Genomic DNA, 25,514 nt, shown 5'->3' with positions numbered 1-25,514 from the left:
GGATTTTGTCTTTTCGGATCATGGGTTTGCCGGAACTGGTACGGGGCTTGATTAGGAGAAGCCTGTTGCAGACCAGACCGAGGACACGATGATCGATCCGACCACTCCGCTGCCCGTGGATGTGAACCGCAAGTACGTACGCCTGGTGGAGCGGCGCCCCGACGGCCTGGTGGAGTTCGAGTTCTCCATTTCCGATCCCGCGCTCTTCGTCGAGATGCTGCTGCCCGAGGCGGCTTACGAGGAGTTCTGCCAGACCAACCGGGTGATCCTCCTGGAGGGTTCCCGGCCGGAGGCGGAGGAGGACGGCGACTTCAACTGGAGTCTCCACGAGGCCACGCACCAACGCTTCAGATGAACCGGCCGGGCCACACGCCCGGAATTTGAATAGAAGAAGGAGGAGAGACACCATGCAGATGGATCTGCGCACCGTCACCATCAAACCGCAGCGGCAGACGTTCGACCACATCGCCCGCCGCATCGGCGCGGACAAGGCGGCGACCCGCTACCAGGAAGGCACGCTGGAAGTTCAAGCGACCCACAACTTCCACTACCGCCCGACCTGGGACCCGGACCACGAGATCTTCGATGCCTCCCGCAGCGCGATCAAGATGGCCGACTGGTACGCCTTCAAGGACCCGCGCCAGTTCTACTACGGCGCCTACACGCTGGCCCGCGCCAAGCAGCAGGAAACCGCCGAGTCGAACTTCGACTTCGTCGAGGGCCGCGGCCTGGCCGACACCCTGCCGGCCGAGCTGACGGACACCGTGCTCAAGTTGCTGCTGCCGCTGCGCCACGCAGCTTGGGGCGGCAACATGAACGCCGCCTTCATCACCGCCTACGGCTACGGTACCGCGCTGACCCAGCCGTGCATCTTCCACTCCATGGACATGCTGGGCATCGCCCAGTACATCACTCGCGTCGGCCTGCTGCTGGGCGACGACGTGGAGGTGCTCGACACCGCCAAGCAGAGCTGGATGGAAGACAGCGCCTGGCAGGGCCTGCGCCGCTACGTGGAAGACTGTTTCGTGCTGAAGGACCCGCTGGAAGTCTTCGTCGCCCAGATGGTGGCGCTGGATGGCCTGCTGTACCCGCTGGTGTACGAAACCATCATCGACAACGTGCTCTCGTCCAAGGGCGGCACGCCGATCGCGATGCTCACCCAGTTCATGACCGACTGGTTCGCCGAAACCAGGAAGTGGGTGGACGCCACGGTGAAGACCGCCGCCGCCGAATCCGCCGACAACAAGACCCAGATGGAAACCTGGATCACCCACTGGCGCGACCGCGCCGCCGCCGCGCTGATGCCGATCGCCCAGATCGCCCTCGGTAGCGAAGCCGACACCATCACCAGCGAGGTGGTGGACCAGTTCAACGCGCGCATGGCCAAGGCCGGCGTCAGCCTCTGAGAGGAAGCCCCATGTCAAAGGTATTCATCGCGCTGCAGACCAACGACGACACCCGCCAGATCATCCAGGCCATCCTCGCCGACAACCCCCACGCCATCTGCAACGAGCAGCCGGCGATGGTGAAGATCGACGCCGAAGGCTCGCTGGTCGTGCGCCGCTCGACCATCGAAGAACTGATCGGCCGCGACTTCGACCTGCAGGAACTGCACATCAACCTGATTTCCCTCACGGGCAACGTCGACGAGACCGACGACGAGCTGACCCTGAGCTGGAACGCCTGAACCCCTCGAGGAGACACGCAAGATGGACATGAAAGTCGGCAAGAAGAAGCTGGGCCTCAAGGAGAAGTACCAGCACATGACCCGTGGCCTGGGCTGGGAGACCACCTACCAGTCGATGGACGATGTGTTCCCCTTCGTCAAGTACGAAGGCATCAAGATCCATGACTGGGACAAGTGGGAAGACCCGTTCCGCCTGACCATGGACGCCTACTGGAAGTACCAGGCCGAGAAGGAGCGCAAGCTTTACGCGATCATCGACGCCTACGCCCAGAACAACGGCCACCTCAACGTCACCGATGCGCGCTACCTCAACGCCATCAAGCTGTTCCTGAACGGCATCAGCCCGCTGGAGTACATGGCCCACCGCGGCTTTGCGATGACCGGCCGCCAGTTCCCGGGCGTTGGCGCACGGGTTGCCTGCCTGATGCAGTCCCTGGACGAGATCCGTCACGCCCAGACGCAGATCCACTCCCTGTCCAACTACAACAAGTACTACAACGGCTTCCACGACTACCGGCACATGCTGGAGCGCGTGTGGTACCTGTCGGTGCCGCGCTCCTTCTTCGACGATGCGGTGACCGCCGGCCCCTTCGAGTTCATGGTGGCGATCGGCTTCAGCTTCGAGTACGTGCTGACCAACCTGCTGTTCGTGCCCTTCGTGTCCGGCGCCGCCTACAACGGCGACATGGGCACCATGACCTTCGGCTTCTCGGCCCAGTCCGACGAAGCCCGCCACATGACCCTGGGCCTGGAAGTCATCAAGTTCGTGCTGGAGCAGGACCCGGACAACCTGCCCATCGTGCAGCAGTGGATCGACAAGTGGACCTGGCGCGGCTACCGCGTGCTGACCCTGGTCGGCATGATGATGGACTACATGCTGCCCAAGCGCATCATGAGCTGGAAGGAGGCTTGGGAGGTCTACTTCGAGGAGAACGGTGGCGCGCTGTTCAAGGACTTGGCCCGCTACGGCATCCGTCCGCCGAAGTGGCTCGACCAGATCGAGCAGGACAAGGACCACATCTCCCACCAGGCCTGGGCGACCTTCTACAACTACGCCGCGGCGTGCAACTTCCACACCTGGATTCCCACCGACGACGAGCTGGACTGGCTGTCGCAGAAGTACCCGAACAGCTTCGACAAGTACTACCGGCCGCGCCTGGAGCACTGGCGCGAGGAGGCCAAGAAGGGTAACCGCTTCTACAACAAGACGCTGCCCATGCTGTGCCAGACCTGCCAGATCCCGATGATCTTCACCGAGCCGGGCGATCCCACGCAGATCTGCTACCGCGAGGTCGATTACAAGGACAACAAGTACCACTTCTGCTCCGACGGCTGCAAAGAGATCTTCGAGCACGAGCCGGAGAAGTACATCCAGGCCTGGCTGCCGGTGCACCAGATCTACCAGGGCAACTGCTTCGAGGAGGGTGTCGACCCAACCGCCGAGGGCTTCGATCCGTTGTCGGCGGTGCTCGACTACTACCACCTGGCCCAGGGGCGCGACAACCTGGACTTCGAAGGTTCCGAAGATCAGAAGAACTTCGAGGCCTGGCGCGGCATGGCGACCAAGAACGCCGCCTGACAGACAGGAGTGAATCCGGCCCGGCGCAGGGCGCCGGCCGGATTCCGCATCGGAAAAATACAAGGAGACAAACCATGGGCGTAGCCGCCATCAAGGAATATTCCTTCGAGTCCGCCGACCGGCTCGAGAACTTTCACGGCAACCAGCTGCTGTACATCGGCTGGGATCAGCACCTGCTGTTCTGCTCGCCGTTCTGCCTGCCGTTCCCGCCGAACATGCGTTTCGGCGACATCATCGACAAGGTGCTGCCGGGCGTCTTCGGTTATCACCCCGACTTTGCCAAGGTTGACTGGAGCAAGGTCGAGTGGCTGAAGTCCAGCCGGCCGTGGCAGCCGGACTTCGACAAGACGCTGGCCGAACTGGGGCTCAAGCACAAGGACGTGCTGCGCTTCCGCACCCCCGGCCTTACCGGCATCAAGGGTTCTGCGAGCTGAATCATGTCCTACGAGCTGACCATCGAACCCCTCGGCCAGACCATCGAGGTCGAGGAGGGGCAGACCATCCTCGATGCCTCCTTGCGCGCCGGCATCTGGCTGCCGCATGCCTGCTGCCACGGTCTGTGTGCCACCTGCAAGGTGCAGGTGCTGGACGGGGAAGTGGACCACGGTGAAGCGTCGAGCTTCGCGCTGATGGATTTCGAGCGCACCGAGGGCAAGACCCTGGCCTGCTGTGCGCGCCTCGAAAGCGATGTGACCATCGAAGCAGAGATCGAGGAAGAGCCGGACGCCGAGTCCATCCCGGTGAAGGACTTCCCCGGCAAGGTGAAGCGTATCGAGCAGCTCACGCCGACCATCAAGGGCATCTTCGTCGAGCTCGACGAGGCCATCCATTTCCAGGCCGGCCAGTACATCAACCTGGACATCCCGGGCCTCGGCATCAGCCGCGCCTTCTCGCTGGCCAACGTGCCGTCGACGGGGCGGGAGATCGAGCTCAACGTGCGCATCGTGCCCGGCGGCACCGGCACCGGCTACCTCCACGAGAAGCTGGCGGAAGGGGATGGCGTCAAGCTGTCCGGCCCCTACGGCCGCTTCTTCGTGCGCAAGTCGGCCAATGTCCCGCTGCTGTTCATGGCCGGCGGCTCGGGGCTGTCCAGCCCGCGCAGCATGATCCTCGACCTGCTGGCCGAAGGCAGCACACTGCCGATCACGCTGGTGTACGGCCAGCGCAGCCGCGCCGAGCTGTACTACCACGACGAGTTCCTGGCGCTGGCGGAGAAGCATCCCAACTTCACCTACGTGCCGGCGCTGTCGGACGAGCCGGCGGATTCCGCGTGGCAGGGCTTCCGGGGCTATGTGCACGAGGCGGCCAAGGATCATTTCGACAATGACTTCCGCGGGCACAAGGCCTATCTGTGCGGACCGCCGATGATGATTGATGCCTGTATTTCGACCTTGATGCAGGGGCGCCTGTTCGAGAACGACATCTACACCGAAAAGTTCTTCTCGGCGGCGGATGCGCAGCAGGTGCGCAGCCCGCTGTTCAAGCGGGTTTGATCATTAAATCGATATAAAAATAAAATCTCGAGAATAAATTGACTTATCGAGATGAGGGTTTAAGATAAGCGTAGTGCTCGCCGGTCCGGAGAACCGCGCCGCAATGCGGTTTTCCGGGCGAGGCCGGCATCCACAAGGACAAGAGGAGATAACGAAAATGGCAATGACTGGAGTTCTGCGTCCCGGCCACATGCAGCTGCGCGTGCTGGATCTGGAAGAGGGCGTAAATCACTACAAGAACGTGCTGGGTCTCATCGAAACCGGCCGCGACGCTCAGGGCCGGGTGTACTTCAAGGCCTGGGACGAGCGCGACCACAACAGCCTGATCTTGCGCGAGGCGGAATCCGCCGGCATGGACTTCTTCGCCTTCAAGGTGGCCGACAAGGCCACGCTGGAAAAGCTCAATAGCGACCTGCGGGCCTACGGCGTCCAGACCGAGCGCATCCCCGCCGGTGAGCTGCTGGAAACCGGCGAGCGCGTGCGCTTCGAGATTCCGTCCGGCCACCAGATCGAGCTCTATGCCGAAAAGACCGACGTTGGCAACGGCATGAGTTACGTCAATCCGGACCCGTGGACGCCCGATGCCGAGCGTGGCATCGCGCCGGTGCGCCTCGACCACTGTCTGCTCTACGGGCCGGACATCGAGAAGGTGCAGAAGCTGTTCGAGGACGTGCTTGGCTTCTACCTCGTCGAGCGTGTGCTGATGGAAGACGGCGAGACCAATCTGGCGATCTGGCTGTCGTGCTCCCACAAGGCTCACGACATCGCCTTCGTGCGCCACCCGGAGCCGGGCAAGCTGCACCACGTGTCCTTCCTGCTGGATACCTGGGAAAAGGTCCTGCGCGCCGCCGACATCATGTCCATGAACAAGGTGTCCATCGACATCGGCCCGACCCGCCACGGCGTGACCCGCGGCACCACGATCTACGCCTTCGACCCGTCCGGCAACCGCTTCGAGACCTTCTGCGGCGGCTACCAGCCCTACCCGGACTACGCGCCGATCACCTGGACCTGGGAAGAGGTCGGCACCGGCGTGTTCTACCACGACCGCAAGCTCAACGAGCGCTTCCTGACTGTCGTCTCCTGAGTCTCTCTCGGGGGGGGCTGTGTCCGGCCCACCCCGAGAGAGACAAGGAAACCCGGGGTGGCCCGGCGTTTCCTTGGGATCTTTTAGTGATGCCGGCCGGCCGCAGTGCCTGCGGTCAGTCCGGCACCCAGCGCCGCCGCTTCGACGGGGCGGCCCAGCAGGTAGCCCTGCACCTCGTGGCAGCCGATGCCCGCCAGGAAATCCAGCTGTTCGCGGGTTTCCACCCCTTCGGCAATCACTCTAAGCTTCAGTGACTGGCCCATGCGCACGATGGCTTCGGCGATGGCCCGGTCTTCTTCGTCATCGGGGATGTCCTTGACGAAGGATCGGTCCACCTTCAGCTTGCTGACCTGGAAGCGCTTCAGGTAGGCCAGGCTCGAATAGCCGGTACCGAAATCGTCGATGGCCACCGACATGCCCAGGCTGCGCACATAGGCGATCAGCTCGATGAAACGGGCGGCGTCGCTCATCAGCGCCGATTCGGTCAGCTCCAGCTCGATCAGCTGTGGCGCCACGCCGGTGTCCCGCAGCACGGCGGCCAGCGTGGCGGAAAAGTCGTCCCGGTGCAGCTGCACCGCCGACACATTGACGGCGATCTTGATGGGCTGGCCGCTGTCGGCCCATTCCCGGGCCTGCCGACAGGATTCGTGCAGCGCCCATTCGCCGATCGGCAGGATCAGGCCGGTGTCCTCGGCCAGCGGAATGAAGCGCGCCGGGCTGATCTCGCCGTACTGGGGCGAGCGCCAGCGCATCAGGGCTTCGGCGCCGATCATGTGGCTGTCACCGATGGCGAACTGGGGCTGATAGACCAGGCGCAGCTCACCCGCCCCAAGGGCGCGGCGCAGATGGGTGGTGAGGGACAGGCGCTCGGCCGAGTCCTGGTTCATGCGCTCGTCGAAGAAGCTGAAGGTGGCGCGACCGCGGGCCTTGGCGTGGTACATGGCCATGTCGGCCTTCTTCAACAGGGTGTCGAAGTCCTGGCCGTCGCCCGGCGCCACGGCAACGCCCAGCGTGCCGGTAGCGGTCAGCGCGTGGCCGCCAAGTTCGAAGGGTTTTTCCAGCGCGCGGCAGATCTTTTCCGCCACCCCCGCATAGAAGCGCGTCGACTCATCCCCTTCGACGAGGATGATGAACTCGTCGCCGCCCAGGCGGCTGATCGTATCGCTGTGCCGCAGGCAGCCAGCCAGGCGGTTGGTGACGGCCAGCAGCAGGTCGTCGCCGATGGCGTGACCGAGGGTGTCGTTGATGTGTTTGAACTGGTCCAGGTCGAGGAAGAACATCCCCAGCGTGCCGTTGTTGCGCAAGCTGCGCTGGGAGGCCTGTTCGAAGCGGTCGCGCAGCAGGATGCGGTTGGGCAGGCCGGTCAGCGCGTCGTGGTGGGCCATGTACTGGATCTGGGCCTCGGCGGCCTTGCGGGCGCTGATGTCGCTGAATGCGGCCACGTAATGGGCGACGCTGCCGTCGGGGTTGCGTACGACGCGGATCGTCAGCCACTTGGGGTAGAGGCGGCCGGTCTTGTGGCGGTCCACGATCTCGCCTTCCCAGCGGTCGTCCTGCTCCAGGGCACTCCACAGGGCCTTGTAGAAGCCAGGGTCGTGCTGGCCGGACTTGAGCATGGACGGCGTCTTGCCCAGCACTTCGGCGGCGCCGTAACCCGTGATGGTGGTGAAGGCCGAATTGACGCTTTCGATGCGGTTGTCCGCATCCGTGACCATCAGCGCCTCGTTGCTGTGGTTGAAGACCAGCTGGGCCAGTTCGAGCTGGGCGTGCTGCTCGCGCTGGCGGGTGATGTCGCTGAAGACCCAGATCGAGCCCTGGCCACCGCTGCGGGCATCCAGGGGGCGGCCCGACAGGCGGATCCACAGGGGGCTGCCGTCCTTGCGGACCATGTGGATGTCGCCCTCGCTGTAGCCGCGGGTCGCCAGGTCGCGATAGATGCGTCCGCCTACCTCCAGGTAGTCGGCATGGCTCGGATAGAAGATCTCGGTGCGCTGGCCGATCAGGTCGGAAGGGGAGTGGAAGCCGAAGATCTCCGCCATGTGCTGGTTGGCGTCGAGGATCAGGCGATCGCGGCAGAAGATGATGCCCACGTGGGCGTTGTCAAAGATCGCCCGTTGCTGGACCAGCAGCCGGCCGATACGCGCTTCGCCTTCCTTCAGGGAGGTGACGTCGCTGACGGTCAGCACGAAGCCTTCGTCGGGCATCGGGAAACGCCCCAGCTCCAGTTCCGCACCGTCGTCAGCGTGCTGTTCGAAACGCGTGGCGCGGGTCTGCGGGCCGAGGCCGGGCGGGCACAGGCGGGCGACCGCGGCGCTGTTACGACGTATGGTTGCAAGAGGGCTGCCCGTTTCGGCCAGGTGGGCCGGCAGAGTGAGCAACGTGAAGAAGCGCTGATTGCAGGCCACCAGGTGCTCATCCCGACCGAACACAGCGATGCCTTGGTCGATGCTGTCCAGCGTGGACTGCAGCAGCTGGGACTTGCGGGCCAGGGCCTGCTGGCGCAGCAGGGCCTCCTCGGCCTTCAGGTCAGTCACGTCGGAGTAGATGCCAACGAGGCCGCCGTCGTCCATGCGCCGTTCACGGATCTGCAGGATCTGGCCCGACGGGAGCTTCAGTTCGCTGCGCTCCCGCCGGCTCCGGCAGGCCTGCAGGCGGTGGGGCAGGGTGGGGTCGGTGGCGCAGGCGGCGAGCAGCTCGCGGAAGGGGCGCCCGCCGAGGGGGCCGTCGAGCCCCCACAGGCGGCGGAAGGCCTCGTTGCACAGCAGGATGCGGTCGTCGGCGTCGAACAGCGCGAAGCCGTCGGACATGTTGTCCATCGCCGCCTCCAGCTGGTGGCGGGCTGCGCTGGCTTCGGCGGACATCTCGCGCAGGGCCTTCAGCGTGGCGACCAGTTCCTCGGTGCGCTGGCGGATCTGCTCCTCCAGCATGAAGGTGGTCTGCAGCAGGCCATAGTCCTGCCCCGGTGCGCTGGGATTGCTTTCGGCCTGATAAACCAGGGCTTCGATGATGCGGTCCCGGCGCTCGATCTCGGCGCGCAGGCCGGCTGCATCGTCCGGGGCGCAGCGCAGGTCTTCGGCGCGGCTCATCGTCCGGACTCCTTGCCAAAGGCGATACCGGTGAAGGTCTGGTTGAGGTGCAGACCGCGGAACTGCTCGCCGAAGGTGTTGAAGCCGATGACCCGGCCCTTGGCGAAGCACTGGCCCACCGCGTCGGCAAGGCCCGTCTCGGTGGCTGCCAGACGCCGCAGGATGCAGTCGCAGCCGAGTATCAGTTCCGCCTCGCCGACCGCTTCGGAAGCGCTGTCGAGGGCCTTGTCCAGATTGCTCAACAGGTCTTCGCCGTGGGCGATCTTGAAGACGATGCCCCGATCGATGGCGCAGAAGAAGTCCAGGCTGCCGTCCGGGTTGGCGCGCTGGATGGAGCGCACGAAGTCGGCGCCACCGATGCGCACGAGCACCGGGTTTGCCGCGAAAACGGCCGGCGTCAGTTGGGCGACGCTGACGCCGAGGGCACGGGCGTATTCCTCCGCGGCGGGGCAGCCGTTCAGCTCGGTGACGCGGCGCTCGGCGGGAATGGCTCCGGTGACGATCAGCCGTTCGTCAGTGGGAGTGAAGTGCTGGGTCTGGAACACGTCCAGCCGGCGGTGGCTGACGCCCACCAGCAGCACGGCCGCGTTGTCCACCAGGCGTCCCTTGTAGATCACACGCGTATCGACGAAGTGCAGGTCGTCCCCGGCCGAACCGCCCGACAGGGGAATGCCGCCGAGGCCGTCGTGGAAGGCGCGGGCGACGCTTTCCTCGCGGCCGCACAGGCCATCCACCAGCATGAAGGCGAAGCAGGACAGGCTGTCGAGGCGGCTGTGGCGGGCCTGCAGCGCATTGCGCAGATCGCGGGCGAAGGCCGCCATGCGGTGCGGATCGAGGCGGTCGAGGCCGTCGAGCAGGCCGATCTCGAAATCGATCACGTCGTCGCTGAGGGAGGCGCCGGCCAGGCTGGCCTGCTGGTAGCCGCGGGGCCCGATCTCGCCGGCGGTGGTGCAGCCGATCAGCGGCGTCTGCCCGAAGGCATCGGCAAGGCCGGCTTCCAGCTGTTCCGGCGCGTAATTGCTGGACGCGAACACCAGGGACAGGCGATCGGGGGCTGGGAGCAGCTTTTCGGCGAGTTGGCGAGCGGCCGCCGTTGCGTCCGCGTGATGGCTCTCGCCGACGCGGATGCCCTTTGCCGGGGCTCCGTTGGCAGGGTGGGGCGTCATTTTAGTTGTGTCTCCTCGGCGTGGCGCGTCTGCGCGTGCCCTCTGCGCGCCTGTTTGGGCGCGCTGCGAGGAGATTAACGGAGCGGCGGGCGTATGTCTTTAGTTATATCTCACGAAGACCGGCGCTTAAGTTGGGTACCCCGCTAATTGATGAAATCGGCCGGCAGTTGGCGCACCGCGTCCAGCGTGCGCAGGATGTGATCGGAGAGGATGCGCGTGGCCTCGGCGCTGTTGCGGGCCAGGGCCGCGTCGACGATGGCCTGATGCTCGGCATGCACGTCCCGCGGGATCGGCTGGCGGAACAGGGACAGGCGGCGGTAGCGCTCCGACTGGTGGTACAGGATGTTCTGGAAGTGGCGGATCCAGCGCGACGGGCAGGCCGAGATCAGTACCTCGTGGAAGGCCCGGTTGCGCAGCTCCCATTCCTCGCGGGTGCCCTTGGCGCCATCGACGAGCTTTTCCTCGGCGCGGGACAGCATGTGGAAGGCCGCCACCACGTTGGCTTCCCAGGTGTCGTCGCCGAGCTCGATGGATTGCTGCAGCGCGGAGGTTTCGAGCAGCACGCGGGTACGGGTGATGTCCTCGAAATCGTCGAGGGAGATCGGCGCGACGCGGAAGCCGCGTTGCCCCTGGGCGACCACCAGTGCGTCGGTGACGAGCAGCTGCAGCGCCTCGCGCAGCGTGCCGGCGCCCACTTCGTATTGATCCTTCAGGTGCTCGACCCGCAGCTTTTCGCCGGGGCGGTGCAAGCCTTCGATGATGTCCCGGCGCAGCTGGCGGTAGGCCGCCTCGGCCAGGGTTTTGGGTTCGTCGGCCTCGCTGGCGAGGTCGGCGCTGGAGACTAGGTCATTCATGGTGTGGATTTCCGGTGTTCTGGCGAGGCCTTGGGGGCAGCCGCCGCTTCTTATGAATTCTAGCCGAACCGGCTTGGAGCGATCATAATCAAAAATCTCGAGAAAAACTGTTGACGTCGAGATAAGAAGGAAATATCGTTCCATCAACGACACTGATTCAGGACCGACCCCAATGAGCCAGCCTTCCGCTACCCCGCTTTCCGTTCCCCAGGCCGTGATTTCCGCCGAGGCGGCCAGCCTCGCGCTGCAGGCCGCGGTGGAGCACGCCAAGAAGATCGGCGTACGCATCAACGTGGCGGTGGCCGACAGCGGCGGCAACCTGGCCGGCTTCCTGCGCATGCCGGGCGCCTTCGTGCAGTCCATCGACATCGCCATCGACAAGGCCTACACCGCGGCCGGCTTCGGCTTCTCCACCAAGGACTGGATGTCGGTGATCGGCCACGACGAGGGCATGAAGCTGGGCTTCTCCGCGCGGCCGCGTCTGGTGGTTTTCGGCGGCGGCCTGCCGATCCGCTGCGCGGACGGCCTGATCGGCGGCATCGGCGTGTCCGGTGCATCCGAAGCCCAGGACGAGGAATGCGCGCGGGCGGCCCTCAAGGCCATCGGCGCCGAGTGAACAAGACAAGCTCTTCACCAAGAAGGACGAACAGCAGATGAAACTGATCAAGAACTTCATCAACGGAGAATTCGTCGAGGCCGCCGGCGGCCGCCTCTTCGAGAAGCGTTCCCCGCTGGATAACAGCGTCATCGCCCAGGTCAGCGAAGCCGGCCTGCCCGAAGTGAACGCGGCGGTCGCCGCCGGTCATGCGGCACTGGAAGGCGAGTGGGGGCGTATCACCGTTGCCGACCGTGTCGAGCTGCTGTACGGCGTGGCCAACGAGATCAACCGCCGCTTCGAGGACTTCCTCGCTGCGGAAGTGGCCGACACCGGCAAGCCGCGCAGCCTGGCCAGCCACCTGGACATTCCCCGCGGTGCCGCCAACTTCAAGATCTTCGCCGACGTGGTGAAGAACGTGCCCAGCGAGTTCTTCGAGATGGCCACGCCGGATGGCCGTGGCGCGATCAACTACGCGCTGCGCCGCCCGGTTGGCGTGGTTGGTGTGGTGTGCCCGTGGAACCTGCCGCTGCTGCTGATGACCTGGAAGGTCGGCCCGGCCTTGGCCTGCGGCAACGCGGTGGTGGTCAAGCCCTCCGAGGAAACTCCGCAGACCGCCACGCTGCTCGGTGAGGTGATGAACGCGGTTGGTATCCCGAAGGGTGTCTACAACGTCGTGCATGGCTTCGGCCCGAACTCTGCCGGCGAATTCCTGACTCGCCACCAGGGCGTCAATGCGATCACCTTCACCGGCGAGACCCGCACCGGCGCGGCGATCATGAAGGCCGCCTCCGACGGCGCCCGCCCGGTGTCCCTGGAAATGGGCGGCAAGAACCCGGCCATCGTGTTCGCCGATGCCGACCTGGATGCGGCCATCGAAGGCACGCTGCGTTCCTGCTTCGCCAACTGCGGGCAGGTCTGCCTCGGCACCGAGCGCGTGTATGTGGAGCGCCCGCTGTTCGACACCTTCGTCGCCCGCTTGAAGGAAGGCGCCGAGAAGCTGGTCGTCGGCCTGCCCGACAACCCGGAAACCGGCATGGGCCCGCTGATCTCCCAGGAGCACAAGCAGAAGGTGCTGTCCTACTACCGCAAGGCGGTGGAAGAGGGCGCCACCGTCGTGACCGGCGGCGGCGAGCCCGACATGCCGGGCGCGCTGAAGGAAGGTGCGTGGGTCCAGCCGACCATCTGGACCGGCCTTGGCGACGAAGCCGCCATCGCCCGCGAAGAGATCTTTGGGCCCTGCACGCTGGTGATGCCCTTCGACAGCGAAGAGGAGGTCGTCCGCCGCGCCAACAACACCACCTACGGCCTCGCCGCTTCGGTGTGGACCAAGGATGTGACCCGCGCCCACCGCGTCGCCGGTCGTCTGGAAGTGGGCCTGGTGTGGGTCAACTCCTGGTTCCTGCGTGACCTGCGTACGCCCTTCGGCGGCGCCAAGCAGTCCGGCATCGGCCGCGAAGGCGGCGTGCATTCTCTCGAGTTCTACACCGAACTCAAGAACGTCTGCGTCAAGCTTTGAAAGGGATTTGAAGATCATGAGCAGCATTCCGTCCTCCCCGGAAATCGGCCGCTTCCTCCCGGCGGCCGGCCGGCAGACCAACGTCCATGACCTGGGCTCTGGCGAGCCGGTGCTGCTCATCCACGGCTCGGGGCCGGGCGTCACCGCCTGGGCCAACTGGCGGCTGGTGATGCCGGCCCTGGCCGAGGCCCGCCGCGTCATCGCGCCGGACATGCTCGGCTTCGGCTACACCGAGCGCTTGCCGGGCGATGTCTATTCGATGGACAGCCAGGTTGCCCATGCGATCGCCGTGCTCGACGCCCTCGGCATCGAACGCACCGACCTGGTCGGCAACTCCTTCGGCGGTGCCATCGCGCTGGCGCTGGCGATCCGCCACCCGCAGCGGGTCCGCCGGCTGGTGCTGATGGGCAGCGTCGGCGTGCCCTTCGAGATCACCCCGGCGCTGGACGCCGTGTGGGGCTACCAGCCGTCCTTCGAGGCCATGCGCGGTCTGCTCGATCTGTTCGCCTATGACCGCAACCTGGTTAACGACGAGCTCGCCCAACTGCGCTACGAGGCCAGCATCCGCCCCGGCTTCCAGGAGTCCTTCGGCGCCATGTTCCCGCCCCCGCGCCAGCGCTGGGTGGATGCGATGGCCAGCAATGAGGCCGACATCCGTGCGCTGCCGAACCAGACCCTGGTGATCCACGGCCGCGAGGACAAGGTGATTCCGCTGCAGACCTCCCTGACCCTGGCCAGCTGGATTCCCCGCGCCCAGCTCCACGTGTTCGGTCAGTGCGGCCACTGGACCCAGATCGAGCACGCCAACCGTTTCGCCCGTCTCGTCGCCGACTTCCTCGCCGAAGCCACCGACGCCGAACCCCAACCGCTTTCCTGAGAGAAGTCCATGGACAAGGCCCTGATCACCCAGCTTGGCGACGAGCTCTACAACGCCCTCGTCAATCGCGAAACCCTGACCCCGCTCACCGAGCGCCATCCCGAAATCACCATCGAGGATGCCTACCAGATCCAGCAGCAGATGATCGCCCGCCGCCTGGGGGCCGGCGAGCGCGTGGTTGGCAAGAAGATCGGCGTGACCTCCAAGGTCGTCATGAACATGCTCGGCGTGCATCAGCCCGACTTCGGCTGGCTGCTCGACGGCATGGTGTATAACGAAGGCGAGGCGATCCCCGCCAACACCCTGATCCAGCCCCGCGCCGAAGGCGAGATCGCCTTCCTGATGAAGAAGGACCTGATGGGCCCGGGGCTCACCGCCGCCGACGTGCTGGCCGCCACCGAAGGCGTGATGGCCTGTTTCGAGATCGTCGACAGCCGCATCAAGGACTGGAAGATCAAGATCCAGGACACCGTCGCTGACAACGCCTCCTGTGGCGTGCTGGTGCTGGGCGACCGCATGGTCGACCCGCGCAAGGTGGACCTCGCCACCTGCGGCATGGTCCTCGAGAAGAACGGTGAGATCGTCGGCACTGGCTCCGGTGCGGCAGCCCTCGGCCACCCGTGCAATGCCGTGGCTTGGTTGGCCAATACCCTCGGCCGCCTGGGCATCGGCCTGAAGGCGGGCGACATCGTGTTGTCCGGTTCCCTGGCCGCGTTGATCCCGGTGCAGGCCGGCGACAGCCTGCGCGTCACCATCGGTGGCATCGGCGGCTGTTCCGTCCGTTTCAGCTGAGGCCGCCATGGATCTGCAACTGACCGGCAAGCGCGCTCTCGTCACCGGCTCCACGTCGGGCATCGGCTTCGCCATCGCCCGCCAGCTGGCCGCCGAAGGCGCCGAGGTAATCATCAACGGGCGCAGTCGCTCCGGCGTGTCCGCCACCATCGCCCGCCTGCTCGAAGCGCTGCCGGAAGCCAAAGTCACCGGTATCGCCGCCGACCTGGGAACCGCTACCGGCTGCGAAGCGCTGGTCACCACCTGTCCGGACGTGGACATCCTGGTGAACAACCTCGGCATCTTCGATCCGCGTCCCTTCGAGGAGATCGACGACACCGAGTGGTTCCATTTCTTCGAAACCAACGTGATGAGTGGCGTGCGCCTGTCCCGCCACTACCTGCCGGCGATGAAGGCCCGCAACTGGGGCCGCATCGTGTTCATCTCCAGTGAGTCCGGCATCTGCCCGCCGGCCGAGATGGTGCATTACGGCATGAGCAAGTCGGCCCAGCTGTCGGTGGCTCGCGGCATCGCCGAAACCTGCACCGGCTCCGGCGTGACGGTCAATTCCGTGCTGCCCGGCCCGACCCGCACCGAAGGCGTCGCCACCTTCTTCGGCCGCCTGGCGGAAGAGCAGGGCGTGTCCCTGGAGCAGGCGGAGAAGGACTTCTTCGCCAACGCCCGGCCGACCTCGCTGCTCAAGCGCTTCATCGACCCGGCGGAGGTGGCGAACCTCGTCGCCTACGTCTGTAGTCCCCTTTCGTCTGCCACCCACGGCGCGGCCCTGCGGGTCGAAGGCGGTGTGGTGCGCAGCATGGTTTAACCCTTCGCGACCCCAAAAGGAAACACAGCGATGACCAAGAAAATCAAATGCGCCCTGATCGGCCCGGGCAACATCGGCACGGACCTGCTGGCCAAGCTGCAGCGCAGCCCCGTGCTGGAGCCGGTGTGGATGGTCGGCATCGACCCGGAATCGGATGGCCTCAAGCGCGCCCGTGAGATGGGCCTCAAGACCACCGCCGACGGCGTGGACGGCCTCCTGCCCCACGTGCTCGCCGACGGCGTGCAGATCGCCTTCGACGCCACCTCCGCCTACGTGCATGCCGAGAACAGCCGCAAGCTCAACGAGCTCGGCGTGCTGATGGTCGACCTGACCCCGGCCGCTATCGGCCCCTACTGCGTGCCGCCGGTCAATCTGAAGCAGCACGTCGGCCAACGGGAAATGAACGTGAACATGGTCACCTGTGGCGGCCAGGCGACGATCCCGATGGTCGCCGCGATCTCCCGCGTGCAGCCGGTGGAATACGGCGAAATCATCGCCACCGTCTCCTCCAAGAGCGCCGGCCCCGGCACCCGCAAGAACATCGACGAATTCACCCGCACCACCGCCGGTGCGGTCGAGAAGGTCGGCGGCGCCAAAAAGGGCAAGGCCATCATCATCATCAACCCGGCCGAACCCCCGCTGATGATGCGCGACACCGTGCATTGCCTCGTCGAAGGCGAACCCCAGCAGGACGCGATCCGCGAATCCATCGCTGCGATGATTCAGGAAGTCCAGAAGTACGTACCCGGCTACCGCCTGGTGAACGGCCCGGTTTTCGACGGCAACCGCGTCTCCGTCTATCTCGAAGTCGAAGGCCTCGGCGACTACCTGCCCAAGTACGCCGGCAACCTCGACATCATGACCGCCGCCGCCGCCCGCACGGCCGAGATGTTCGCCGAAGAGATCATCAAGGGCAGCCTGACCCTCCAACCCGTTACCGCGTAAGGAAGACCGCCATGGAACTCAAAGGCAAGCAAATCCGCGTTCATGACATGACCCTGCGGGACGGCATGCACCCCAAGCGTCACCTGATGACGCTCGAGCAGATGAAGAGCATCGCCACCGGCCTCGACGCCGCCGGCGTGCCGCTGATCGAAGTCACCCACGGCGACGGCCTCGGGGGCAGCTCGGTGAACTACGGCTTCCCGGCCCACACCGACGAGGAGTACCTGTCCACCGTCATCCCGCTGATGAAGCAGGCCAAGGTCTCGGCGCTGCTCTTGCCGGGCATCGGCACCGTCGATCACCTGAAGATGGCCAAGGAGCTCGGCGTGTCGACGATCCGCGTCGCCACCCACTGCACCGAGGCCGATGTGTCCGAACAGCACATCACGATGGCCAGGAAGCTCGACCTGGACACCGTCGGCTTCCTGATGATGGCCCACATGAACAGCCCCGAAGGGCTGGTCAAGCAGGCCAAGCTGATGGAGAGCTACGGCGCCAACTGCATCTACGTGACCGACTCCGCCGGCCACCTGCTGCCCGACACCGTCAAGGCCCGCCTCAGCGCGGTGCGTGAAGCGCTGAAGCCGGAGACCGAACTGGGCTTCCACGGCCACCACAACCTGGCGATGGGCGTGGCCAACAGCATCGCCGCCATCGAAGTGGGCGCCACGCGCATCGACGCGGCCGCCGCCGGCCTGGGCGCCGGGGCCGGCAACACGCCGATGGAAGTGCTGATCGCGGTGTGCAGCCTGATGGGCATCGAGACCGGCGTGGACGTGGCCAAGATCACCGACGTCGCCGAAGACCTGGTGGTGCCGATCATGGACTTCCCGATCCGCATCGACCGGGATGCGCTGACCCTCGGCTACGCCGGCGTGTACGGCTCCTTCCTGCTGTTCGCCAAGCGCGCCTCCAAGAAGTACGGCGTGCCGGCCCGCGACATCCTGGTCGAACTGGGCCGCCGCGGCATGGTCGGCGGGCAGGAGGACATGATCGAAGACACGGCCATCACGATGGCCCGCGAACGGGGGCTGGCAGCATGAAGCTCGATCAAGCCACCATCGCCCGCCTCGCCGAGCACCTGGAAAACTGCGAGCTCGAGGCCAAGGACACCCTCAAGATCACCGATGAGTTCCCGGACATGGACTGGGACGACGCCTACGCGATCCAGGACACCATCAAGGCCCGCAAGGTCGCCCGTGGTACCCGCATTGTCGGTCTCAAGGCCGGCCTGACGTCCTTCGCCAAGATGAAGCAGATGGGCGTCGAGACGCCGGTGTTCGGCTTCATCACCGACTACGGCACGGTGCCGGACGGTGGCGAAGTGAAGGTGTCCGAGCTGATCCACCCGAAGGTCGAGCCGGAAATCGCCTTCGTGATGAAGCATGCGCTGAAGGGGCCGGGCTGCCACATCGGTGCCGTGCTGGCGGCGACCGACTTCGTGATCCCCGGTATCGAGGTCATCGACAGCCGCTACCGCGACTTCAAGTTCGACCTGAAGAGCGTGATCGCCGACAACACCTCGTCGGCCCGTTTCGTGGTCGGCGGCCAGCCGCTGCCGGTCAGCGAAGTGGACCTGCGCACGGTCGGCATCGTGATGGAAAAGAACGGCGAGCCGGTGGCCTTTGGGGCCGGCGCCGCGGTGCTGGGCCATCCGGCGGCGGCCATCGCGGCCCTCGCCAACCACCTCGGCGCCCGCGGCGAGGAAATTCCCGCCGGGGCGCTGATCCTGTCCGGCGGCATCACGGAAGCCGTCGCGGTGAACGCCGGCGACAACGTGACCCTGCGGGTCCAGGGCATGGGTTCCGTGTCCATCCGTTTCAAGTAAGCAAGGGAGAGAAACATGCCTTTCGCGCAGATCTACATGATTGAAGGCCGCACCGAAGAACAGAAGCGGGCGGTCATCGAGAAGGTCACGCAGGCCCTGGTCGAAGCCGTCGGCGCCCCGCAGGAGAACGTTCGTGTGTGGATCCACGACGTGCCCAAAGCCAATTGGGGTATCGCCGGCGTCAGTGCGAAGGATCTGGGCCGCTGATCCTCCCCCGGGGCTGGTGGCGAAGCCCGCCGCCGGCTCCTGACAATTCGGGCGATTGACGTCGCACAACAACAAGAACCCCAGGCCACGGCCATGGGGCAGGGCCGTCTTGCGCCCAAAAAAACACAAAAACTGGAGGAGACCCAGTGAAAGACAGATTCGAATGCCGCGCCCGCGGCATGGCGGCGCTCGTCGGTACCGCCACCCTCATCGCCGGCTGCCATGCCGCGCCCGACCTCTCCGGGGTCGCCAGCGAGTCGGCCAAGCCCGTTCAACGTTATGACACCACCCAGGCCCTGGCCAGCAACGGCAAGGTCGTCGTCGCTGGAACCCAGAGTGGGGCTCTGTTGGTTTCCGCTGACCAAGGACGTACCTGGAAGCGCCAGGCCCTCGCCGGCGCCTCGGTGATCGGTATTGCCACCTGCCCGGATGGGCGCTTCGTGGCGGTGGATTTCTTCCGCAAGGTGTGGAGCGCCGATGCCTCCGGCAGCGGCTGGAAGTCCGTATCCCTCGACAAGCCGCGCACGCCGCTGACCATCAGCTGCGACGGGGAAGGCCGTTGGTGGGTCGCCGGCACCGGCGCCACGCTGGCGGTCAGCGCCGACGCGGGCGCCAACTGGAAGGTCACCGACCTGCAGGAAGACGCCCAGCTCACCGGTATCCAGATGGTGGACAAGGAAGTCGGCTACGCCACCGGCGAGTTCGGCCTGGTCGCGACGACCACCGACGGCGGCGTGACCTGGGCCCGCCAGAGCAAGATGCCCGACGAGTTCTACCCCTACGCCAGCCTGTTCGCCAGCCGCAGCGAAGGCTGGGTCAGCGGCATCGCGGGCCAGATCTTGCATACCACCGACGGCGGCAAGAGCTGGGCCAAGCAGACCAATGCGAGCCGTGCGCCGTTGTACCGGCTGTTCATGCATGAAGGGGTGCCCTACGGCGTCGGCGCCGGTGGCGTCGTCGCCCGCCTGGAGGGCAACACCTGGCGCAACGTGGCCTATCCGGACGCCGCGCCGGTCTTCCTGGCCGCCGCCGTGTCCCTGCCCGAACAACACGCCATCGTCGCCGGCGGTCCGGGAGGCCTGCTGCGCCTCATCGGTACCCAGGCCCAACCGCTCGTCGCTTCCGCGGCCCATTGAGGCGCATCATGGTCAGCCAATCCCGTCACCGCATCACCCACGCCCTGCACAAGGGTGAAGAGTGGATCTTCGCCAATCCGAAGATCGTCCTGTCCCTCATCTTCTTCGTCACGCTGATCTTCGGCGCGCTGGTGCCGAAGCTGCGGATCTATTCCGACTTCGCCGACCTGCTGCCGCAGAACCACCCGTACATCCAGACCTACAACCGCCTGAAGGAGAATTTCGGCGGCGCGAACATGATCGTGATGTCCGTCGAGGTGGAGAAGGGCACGATCTTCAACGACGAAACCCTGGCCCTGATCCACAAGGCCACCCAGGGTCTCGACAGCCTGCCCGGCGTCAACCACAACCTGGTCAACAGCCTGACCCACCGCACCGCCCGCAAGATCTTCCTCGACGAGCAGGGCGGTTTTGCGTCGGAGTCTTACTACGATCCGCTGAAGAGTGGCCGCACGGTGGCCGAGCTGGAGCAGCTGAAGAAAGACGTGATCGCCAACCCGACGATCTACGGCCTGCTGGTGTCCCCCGACCTGAAGGCGGCCCTCATCAAGGCCCAGCTCAACGAGGCGGACATCGACTACCCGAAGACCTTCGCGGCCCTGCAGCAGGTGCGTGAATCCCTCGCCACCTCCGGCCACAAGATCTACGTCACCGGCAACCCGGTGCTGACCGGCTGGGTGTACACCTACCTCAACCAGATCGTCGAAATCCTGGCGTGGACGCTGGCGCTGCTGACCTTCCTGCTGGTGATCTACTTCCGCCGCCTGTACGGCATCGCGCTGCCGCTCTTGGGCATTGCCTTGTCGTCCATCTGGGGCCTCGGCTTCATGGCGCTGATGGGCATCAACCTGGAGCCGCTGTCGCTGCCGATCCCCTTCCTGATCGCCGCCCGCGCCACGTCCCACGGCGTGCAGCTGGTGGTGCGCTACTACGAGGAACTGGCCATCGTCAAGAACGGCCAGAAGGCCGCCCGCAACGCGCTGGACGCGCTGTTCCGGCCGGGCTCGCTGGCGATCATCGTGGACGCGGTGGGTATTGCCGTGCTGGTGCTCGGCGCTGCGCCGTTCAACCACAAGCTCGGCCTGGCCGCCGGCTTCTGGGGCTTCTCGGTGATCTTCACGGTGCACTTCATGGTGCCGCTGGCCCTTACCGTGCTGCCTGCGCCGAAGAACACCGTCAATGCCAACGAAGGCGTGCGCAACTTTCTGGCCGCGGCGATGGCCCGTACTGGCGGCACCGACGGCGGCGCCCGCAGCATCCTGCTGCTCACGCTGATCGGCGCCATCGGCGGCCTGTATTTCGTCGGCAAGGTGCAGCTCGGCGAGTCGGAGCCCGGTTCCCCGCTGCTCCACGTCAATCACGACTTCAACGTGTCCACCAAGGCTATCAACACGCGCTTCCCCGGTTCCGAGGAGCTGCACGTGCTGATGCGCACCGACGAGAAGGGCGGCATCAAGCGTCCGGAAGTGATGGCGGCCATCGAGCGCTTCCAGGCCCACATGCTGTCCGACCCGACCCTCGGCGGCGCCAAGGCGATTCCCGGCGTGCTACGGGTGGTCAACAAGCTGACCCACAACGACGATCCGCGCTGGATGCAGGTGCCGGACACCGCTGACGAAGTGGGCGGCCTGATGTTCGCGTACATGGCGGCCAGCCCGATCCCCGGTGCGCTGAAGGAGTTCGTCAACGCCGACGAGAACGAAGCCGACATGGTCTTCTACTACAAGGACCACCAGGCCGACACCATCAACCGCATCGTCGCGCTGGCCGAGGAGGGCAAGCGCCTCATCGAGGCCGATGTGAAGGGCATCCACATCGAGCTCGGCGGCGGCATCGTCGGTGTGACGGCGGCCGGCAACCAGGCCCTGCACACCGACCACATGATCATCATCCCGACCGTGATGTTGATCGCCTTCGTGATCGTGATGGTGTACTACAGCTCCCTGCACGCCGGCTGGCTGATGGTCCTGCCGATGCTGTTCGCCACGCTGATGACCTACGCCTACATGGGCGCCGCCGGCATCGGCATCAATGTGAACACCGTGCCGGTGATCGCCGTCGGCGTCGGTGTGGGTATCGACTACGCGGTGTACTTCATGGACCGCATCCGCGAGGAGTTCGCGGTGCTGCAGGACATCAAGCAGGCCGTGATCCGCGCCGTGGCCACCACCGGCTATGCGGTCAGCTTCACCGCCATCACGCTGATCGCCGGCGTCGTGATGTGGATCTTCATGTCCGACCTGCGCTTCCAGTCGGATGCCGCCGTGCTGCTGTCCTTCATGCTCATCGTCAATGCCATCGCCGCGGTGCTGATCGTGCCGTCCTGGTGCGTGGTGTTCAAACCGAAGTTCGTCACCGCCGCCCACTACGACGCGGATGGCGTGCTCGAAAACGACTAGGAGGAAAGCCCACCACAGCCAAGCCTATCGATTCCAGGGAGGGCGGCCGGCTTTGCTCCGGCCGCAATCGAACATTCAAGGAGGAGACACCATGAAGAACAGATCAAACCGGACACAACCGGCTCTCACCCTTTGCGCACTGGCGGTGGCTTCCGCCTGTGCATCCCAGGCATTTGCCGAGGACAACCTGCCCGACATGGGCAGCAGCAGCGAACCGTGGACGGTGGACACCTTCTACGAGAACCACACCGCCTTCCGCGGCCGCGACGACACCGGCAAGGTCGTCGGTCTGTCCAAGTTCCGCAACACCATGCAGGTGGAGGCCGACAAGAAGCTCGACAAGGGCTGGGCCTTCCACGGCGTGTTCCGCGGCAGCTGGGACGGCGTGTACCGCATGAACAAGGGCCAGTATGGCGAGGACGCTGGCGGTGCGATCACCTCCCAGAGCACCCTCGGCGGTGTGCAGACCACCGTGCCGTGGGGGACAACCTCGCCGGCCGGCCCGATCGGCTACACCGCGGTGGCGGGGCTCGGCTATCCCGGTTCGACGAACAACGCGTTTCTGGATTCCTACGCCAACAATCCCAATGCAGGACTGCGCGTCCTTGGTGATCGCTGGCACAAGACCAACGGTGGCGTGGCCTTTGCGACGTCGGTGCGTCCCTGCAACGTGGACAGCCGCGGCTGTGCCGATTTCGGTGGTTACGGCGACAAGAACCTGAATGAGCTGGAATTCCCCGAGTTCAACAGCCGCCTGGATTTCATCCGTGAAGCCTATGTGAAGAACAGCATCGATATCGGCGGCGGCCAGGAGCTGTTCCTCAAGCTCGGCAAGCAGCAGGTGGTGTGGGGCAGGACCGACCTGTTCCGCGTGCTCGACGTGGTGAACCCGGTCGATTTCTCCCGCAACAACATCTACGACGAACTTCAGGACATCCGCATTCCCATGTGGATTGCGCAGGCCGAGTGGCGGATGGGGGCCAGCGAGTCCATGCAGGACCGCAACCTGCAGCTGATCTGGAACGTCGACCAGTTCCGCCCCAACAACCTGGGCCAGTGCGGTACGCCCAACGTGGCGCTGGATGCGGGCTGCTTCTTCCGCGGCATGAAGAGCCTGTGGGACAACGGCGGCACGGTGGCCAACTTTGCCAACGTCGGCCCCAACACCTACCTGGCCACCAATTTCGGCCCCGGTCAGATCGGCCTTGCCGACGTGAACCTGCCCAAGTGGAGCCTGGCCAATACGCAGATCGGCGGCAAGTTCGAAGGTGTGACGATGGGTGGTCTGTCCTTCTCGCTGAACGCCTTGCATTACCGCTCGCAATTGCCGTCCTTGCATGGCGGCAAGCGCGCCACCAACTCCTTCACCGGCGCTTATCAGAATGCCTGGCCCTACCTGATCTCCTTCGACATGAACTTCCCGCGGGTCAACCTGTTGGGTGGTTCCATGGATCTCCAGTCGGAGACGCTCGGCGCGGCCTTCCGTTTCGAAGGCGCGATGACCTGGGGTGAGGAATTCGCCAACACCATCAAGCCTGAGCTGTATTCCAAGAACCGCGTGTGGCGCAGCGTGATCGGCGTCGATCGGCCGACCTTCGTGCCCTTCATCAATCCGCACCGCACCACGCTGTTTTCCGGCCAGCTGTTCTGGCAGCACATCTTCGACCATGAGCTGGAGAGCACGTCCCTCGGCATGCGCGGCATCCCGGACTTCAAGGACAACGTGATCGGCACGCTGCTGATGAAGGGCTTTATGGCGGGTGACCGGATCAGCCCGCAGCTGATCATCGCTCGCGACTTTCGCGCGCGCTCCCACGCCATCGCCCCGGCGGTGGAGTGGAGCAGCACCGACAACCTGAAGTTCACCTTCGGCGCCAACTTCAAGGGTGGCTCCAACGGCCGCAACGAGTTCGACGACTGCCGCTCGTGCAACCCGTTTGCGCCCTATACGTCCGGCACCTATCCGGGTGATCCGATGGCGGCCTATTCCCGTGGTCTGGCCGGTATGGAGCCCCTCGGCCGCTTCCGCGCTGGCCCGATTGGCACCGCGATGCGCGAAGACGAGATCTACCTGACCATGCGTTACAAGTTCTGATCGAGGAGACACCCACATGAAAAAAACCTTCATTGCCGCGGCCTTGGCCGTGTTTGCGACCGGCCTGGCCCACGCCGCCACCGAAGCCGACGTGGAAAACACCTTCAACCCCTACAAGGGCGGCTTCCCCAAGGCGGCTGGCCTCAGCGTCGGCACGGTGATCAACAAAGGCAATGCCGACCAGTTCAAGGACGTGCTGCCGGCTGGCGTGTTCAAGTTGCTGAAGGACGGCCTGTTCGAGATCAAGGTCGGCCCGACGACCCAGTTCGAACTCTCCAAGCCCTACATCGAAGCGACCCGCAAGAACCTGGGCAAGGCCAAGCTCGGCGCCAAGAACGGCGATATCGAAGGCTACGTGGCCGGCCGTCCGTTCCCCGAGGAGCCGGACGCCAAGGACCCGCGCGCCGGCGAGAAGCTGGCCTGGAACTACAAGTACGGCGTGAACTGGGGCGACAACGCGGCGATCTACCCGTTCTACTGGAAGTACCGCAACATGCAGACCGGGCAGGTGGAGAAGACCCTCAAGCTCAACATGCACTTCCTCAACTTCAAGCACCGCGTGAAGGATGCGCCGATGCCGGAAGTGACGCCCAACCCGTCCGAGCTGTTCCGCGCCATCTACATGAAGGTGCTGGAGCCCCAGGATCTGAAGAACACCCAGCTGCTGATCCAGCGCTACGAGGATGACCAGAAGCTGGATGATGCCTACCTGTACCTGGGCTTCCAGCGTCGCGTGCGCCGCCTGGCCACCGGCCAGACGACCGACGCCTTCCTCGGCTCCGACCTGATGATCGAGGACTTCGAGGGCTACAACGGCCGCATCTCCGACATGAAGTGGACCTACAAGGGCACCAAGAACGTGATCCTGCCCATGTGGAACCACAGCGAGCTGAAGCTGGCGGGCGACATGCCGGCCGAGGGTGACGGTTACAAGTATGTGAACTTCGGCGGGCAGGGCGGCTGCTTCCATGAAGGCAGCTGGCAGCTGCGCAAGGTCTATGTGCTCGAAGCGGCGCCGGTCAATCCGAACCACCCGGTGTCCAAGCGCGTGTTCTACATGGACGCCCAGCTCGGCAACCTGAACGGTGCCAACGAGATTTACGACCGCAAGGGCGAGCTGTGGAAGGTCTTCATGGTCGGCAAGTCCCATCCGGACCACCACCTGCCGCTCAACAAGGGCTCCGGCATCGGCATCGACGACGCCTTCTCGATGGTGGACGTGCAGAGCAAGCACTGCACGACCGGCCAGTTCAAGGGCCAGGTGGACGCCAAGCTGAACCCGCCGTCCATGTTCCAGGTGCAGTACATGCGCGGCGGCGATTGATCCGCTGAAGGCATGACCTTGGGCCAGCCCGCGGAGCTTCCGC

Annotated in this window: 23 protein-coding genes; 20 read left to right on the top strand and 3 right to left on the bottom strand. The window is 65.1% G+C overall.

Translation table 11 applies throughout. The features are described from left to right. Positions 1–88 precede the first annotated feature (88 nt). The 7 genes from AC3QL2_RS00410 to AC3QL2_RS00380 all read left to right on the top strand — a co-directional run bounded on the left by AC3QL2_RS00410 (position 89) and on the right by AC3QL2_RS00380 (position 5,846). Positions 89–355 (top strand): phenol hydroxylase subunit, encoded by a 267-nt coding sequence (locus tag AC3QL2_RS00410; RefSeq protein ID WP_481118488.1) that lies wholly within the window; start codon positions 89–91, stop codon positions 353–355. A gap of 52 nt (positions 356–407) precedes the next feature. Then, positions 408–1,406 (top strand): aromatic/alkene monooxygenase hydroxylase subunit beta, encoded by a 999-nt coding sequence (locus tag AC3QL2_RS00405; protein WP_493234088.1) that lies wholly within the window; start codon positions 408–410, stop codon positions 1,404–1,406. Between the two features lie 11 nt (positions 1,407–1,417). Then, positions 1,418–1,687: an MmoB/DmpM family protein gene (locus tag AC3QL2_RS00400; RefSeq protein WP_374483633.1), complete on the top strand. Its 270-nt coding sequence runs from the start codon at positions 1,418–1,420 to the stop codon at positions 1,685–1,687. 22 nt (positions 1,688–1,709) lie between these two features. Then, a complete protein-coding gene (locus tag AC3QL2_RS00395; protein ID WP_079437404.1) occupies positions 1,710–3,266 on the top strand; it encodes an aromatic/alkene/methane monooxygenase hydroxylase/oxygenase subunit alpha in 1,557 nt (518 codons plus the stop codon). A 74-nt stretch (positions 3,267–3,340) separates the two neighbouring features. Further along, the gene (locus tag AC3QL2_RS00390; protein WP_493234086.1) at positions 3,341–3,700 is read left to right on the top strand and encodes a phenol hydroxylase subunit P4; all 360 of its coding nucleotides are present in this window, start codon (positions 3,341–3,343) and stop codon (positions 3,698–3,700) included. A gap of 3 nt (positions 3,701–3,703) precedes the next feature. Next, complete coding sequence (locus tag AC3QL2_RS00385; protein ID WP_493234084.1) at positions 3,704–4,759, top strand: NADH:ubiquinone reductase (Na(+)-transporting) subunit F; 1,056 nt, start codon at positions 3,704–3,706, stop codon at positions 4,757–4,759. Positions 4,760–4,916: 157 nt separating this feature from the next. After that, on the top strand, positions 4,917–5,846 hold the full coding sequence (locus AC3QL2_RS00380; RefSeq protein ID WP_493234082.1) for a catechol 2,3-dioxygenase: 930 nt from the start codon (positions 4,917–4,919) through the stop codon (positions 5,844–5,846). Between the two features lie 83 nt (positions 5,847–5,929). Here AC3QL2_RS00380 and AC3QL2_RS00375 read toward each other — a convergent pair whose 3' ends face one another. The 3 genes from AC3QL2_RS00375 to AC3QL2_RS00365 all read right to left on the bottom strand — a co-directional run bounded on the left by AC3QL2_RS00375 (position 5,930) and on the right by AC3QL2_RS00365 (position 10,952). Then, complete coding sequence (locus AC3QL2_RS00375) at positions 5,930–8,932, bottom strand: EAL domain-containing protein (RefSeq protein WP_493234081.1); 3,003 nt, start codon at positions 8,930–8,932, stop codon at positions 5,930–5,932. After that, positions 8,929–10,098, bottom strand: coding sequence for an FIST N-terminal domain-containing protein (locus AC3QL2_RS00370; RefSeq protein ID WP_493234080.1), 1,170 nt, complete (start codon positions 10,096–10,098; stop codon positions 8,929–8,931). Before AC3QL2_RS00370 ends, AC3QL2_RS00375 begins: the two co-directional genes overlap by 4 nt. 143 nt (positions 10,099–10,241) lie before the next feature. After that, positions 10,242–10,952: an FCD domain-containing protein gene (locus tag AC3QL2_RS00365; protein WP_493234078.1), complete on the bottom strand. Its 711-nt coding sequence runs from the start codon at positions 10,950–10,952 to the stop codon at positions 10,242–10,244. Positions 10,953–11,124: 172 nt separating this feature from the next. Between AC3QL2_RS00365 and AC3QL2_RS00360 the strand changes: the two genes are divergently transcribed. The 13 genes from AC3QL2_RS00360 (at position 11,125) to AC3QL2_RS00300 (ending at position 25,471) form a co-directional block, all read left to right on the top strand. Continuing rightward, complete coding sequence (locus AC3QL2_RS00360; protein WP_493234076.1) at positions 11,125–11,568, top strand: GlcG/HbpS family heme-binding protein; 444 nt, start codon at positions 11,125–11,127, stop codon at positions 11,566–11,568. A gap of 37 nt (positions 11,569–11,605) precedes the next feature. Next, entirely contained in the window at positions 11,606–13,066 is a 1,461-nt protein-coding gene (locus tag AC3QL2_RS00355) for a 2-hydroxymuconic semialdehyde dehydrogenase (protein ID WP_493234074.1), read from the top strand. Positions 13,067–13,082: 16 nt separating this feature from the next. Then, a complete protein-coding gene (locus AC3QL2_RS00350; RefSeq protein WP_493234072.1) occupies positions 13,083–13,943 on the top strand; it encodes an alpha/beta fold hydrolase in 861 nt (286 codons plus the stop codon). Positions 13,944–13,952: 9 nt separating this feature from the next. Further along, complete coding sequence (gene dmpE / locus AC3QL2_RS00345) at positions 13,953–14,735, top strand: 2-oxopent-4-enoate hydratase (RefSeq protein WP_493234071.1); 783 nt, start codon at positions 13,953–13,955, stop codon at positions 14,733–14,735. A 7-nt stretch (positions 14,736–14,742) separates the two neighbouring features. Then, positions 14,743–15,537 (top strand): SDR family NAD(P)-dependent oxidoreductase, encoded by a 795-nt coding sequence (locus tag AC3QL2_RS00340; protein WP_493234070.1) that lies wholly within the window; start codon positions 14,743–14,745, stop codon positions 15,535–15,537. A 30-nt stretch (positions 15,538–15,567) separates the two neighbouring features. After that, positions 15,568–16,482 (top strand): acetaldehyde dehydrogenase (acetylating), encoded by a 915-nt coding sequence (locus tag AC3QL2_RS00335; protein WP_493234068.1) that lies wholly within the window; start codon positions 15,568–15,570, stop codon positions 16,480–16,482. Positions 16,483–16,493: 11 nt separating this feature from the next. After that, positions 16,494–17,525: a 4-hydroxy-2-oxovalerate aldolase gene (gene dmpG / locus AC3QL2_RS00330; protein ID WP_493234066.1), complete on the top strand. Its 1,032-nt coding sequence runs from the start codon at positions 16,494–16,496 to the stop codon at positions 17,523–17,525. After that, the gene (dmpH, locus tag AC3QL2_RS00325; protein WP_493234065.1) at positions 17,522–18,310 is read left to right on the top strand and encodes a 2-oxo-3-hexenedioate decarboxylase; all 789 of its coding nucleotides are present in this window, start codon (positions 17,522–17,524) and stop codon (positions 18,308–18,310) included. Before dmpG ends, dmpH begins: the two co-directional genes overlap by 4 nt. A gap of 15 nt (positions 18,311–18,325) precedes the next feature. Further along, complete coding sequence (gene thmT / locus AC3QL2_RS00320) at positions 18,326–18,517, top strand: 2-hydroxymuconate tautomerase (RefSeq protein ID WP_079437550.1); 192 nt, start codon at positions 18,326–18,328, stop codon at positions 18,515–18,517. 146 nt (positions 18,518–18,663) lie between these two features. Further along, complete coding sequence (locus AC3QL2_RS00315; protein WP_493234062.1) at positions 18,664–19,653, top strand: YCF48-related protein; 990 nt, start codon at positions 18,664–18,666, stop codon at positions 19,651–19,653. Positions 19,654–19,661: 8 nt separating this feature from the next. Beyond that, a complete protein-coding gene (locus AC3QL2_RS00310) occupies positions 19,662–22,052 on the top strand; it encodes an efflux RND transporter permease subunit (RefSeq protein WP_493234060.1) in 2,391 nt (796 codons plus the stop codon). 91 nt (positions 22,053–22,143) lie between these two features. After that, entirely contained in the window at positions 22,144–24,147 is a 2,004-nt protein-coding gene (locus AC3QL2_RS00305; protein ID WP_493234059.1) for a DUF1302 family protein, read from the top strand. 16 nt (positions 24,148–24,163) lie between these two features. Further along, positions 24,164–25,471: a DUF1329 domain-containing protein gene (locus AC3QL2_RS00300; RefSeq protein ID WP_493234057.1), complete on the top strand. Its 1,308-nt coding sequence runs from the start codon at positions 24,164–24,166 to the stop codon at positions 25,469–25,471. The last annotated feature ends 43 nt before the right edge of the window (positions 25,472–25,514 follow it).

It is taken from the genome of Zoogloea sp. GW822-FHT05C07, assembly GCF_058800215.1.
This window is presented reverse-complemented; position numbering and strand designations above follow the sequence as displayed.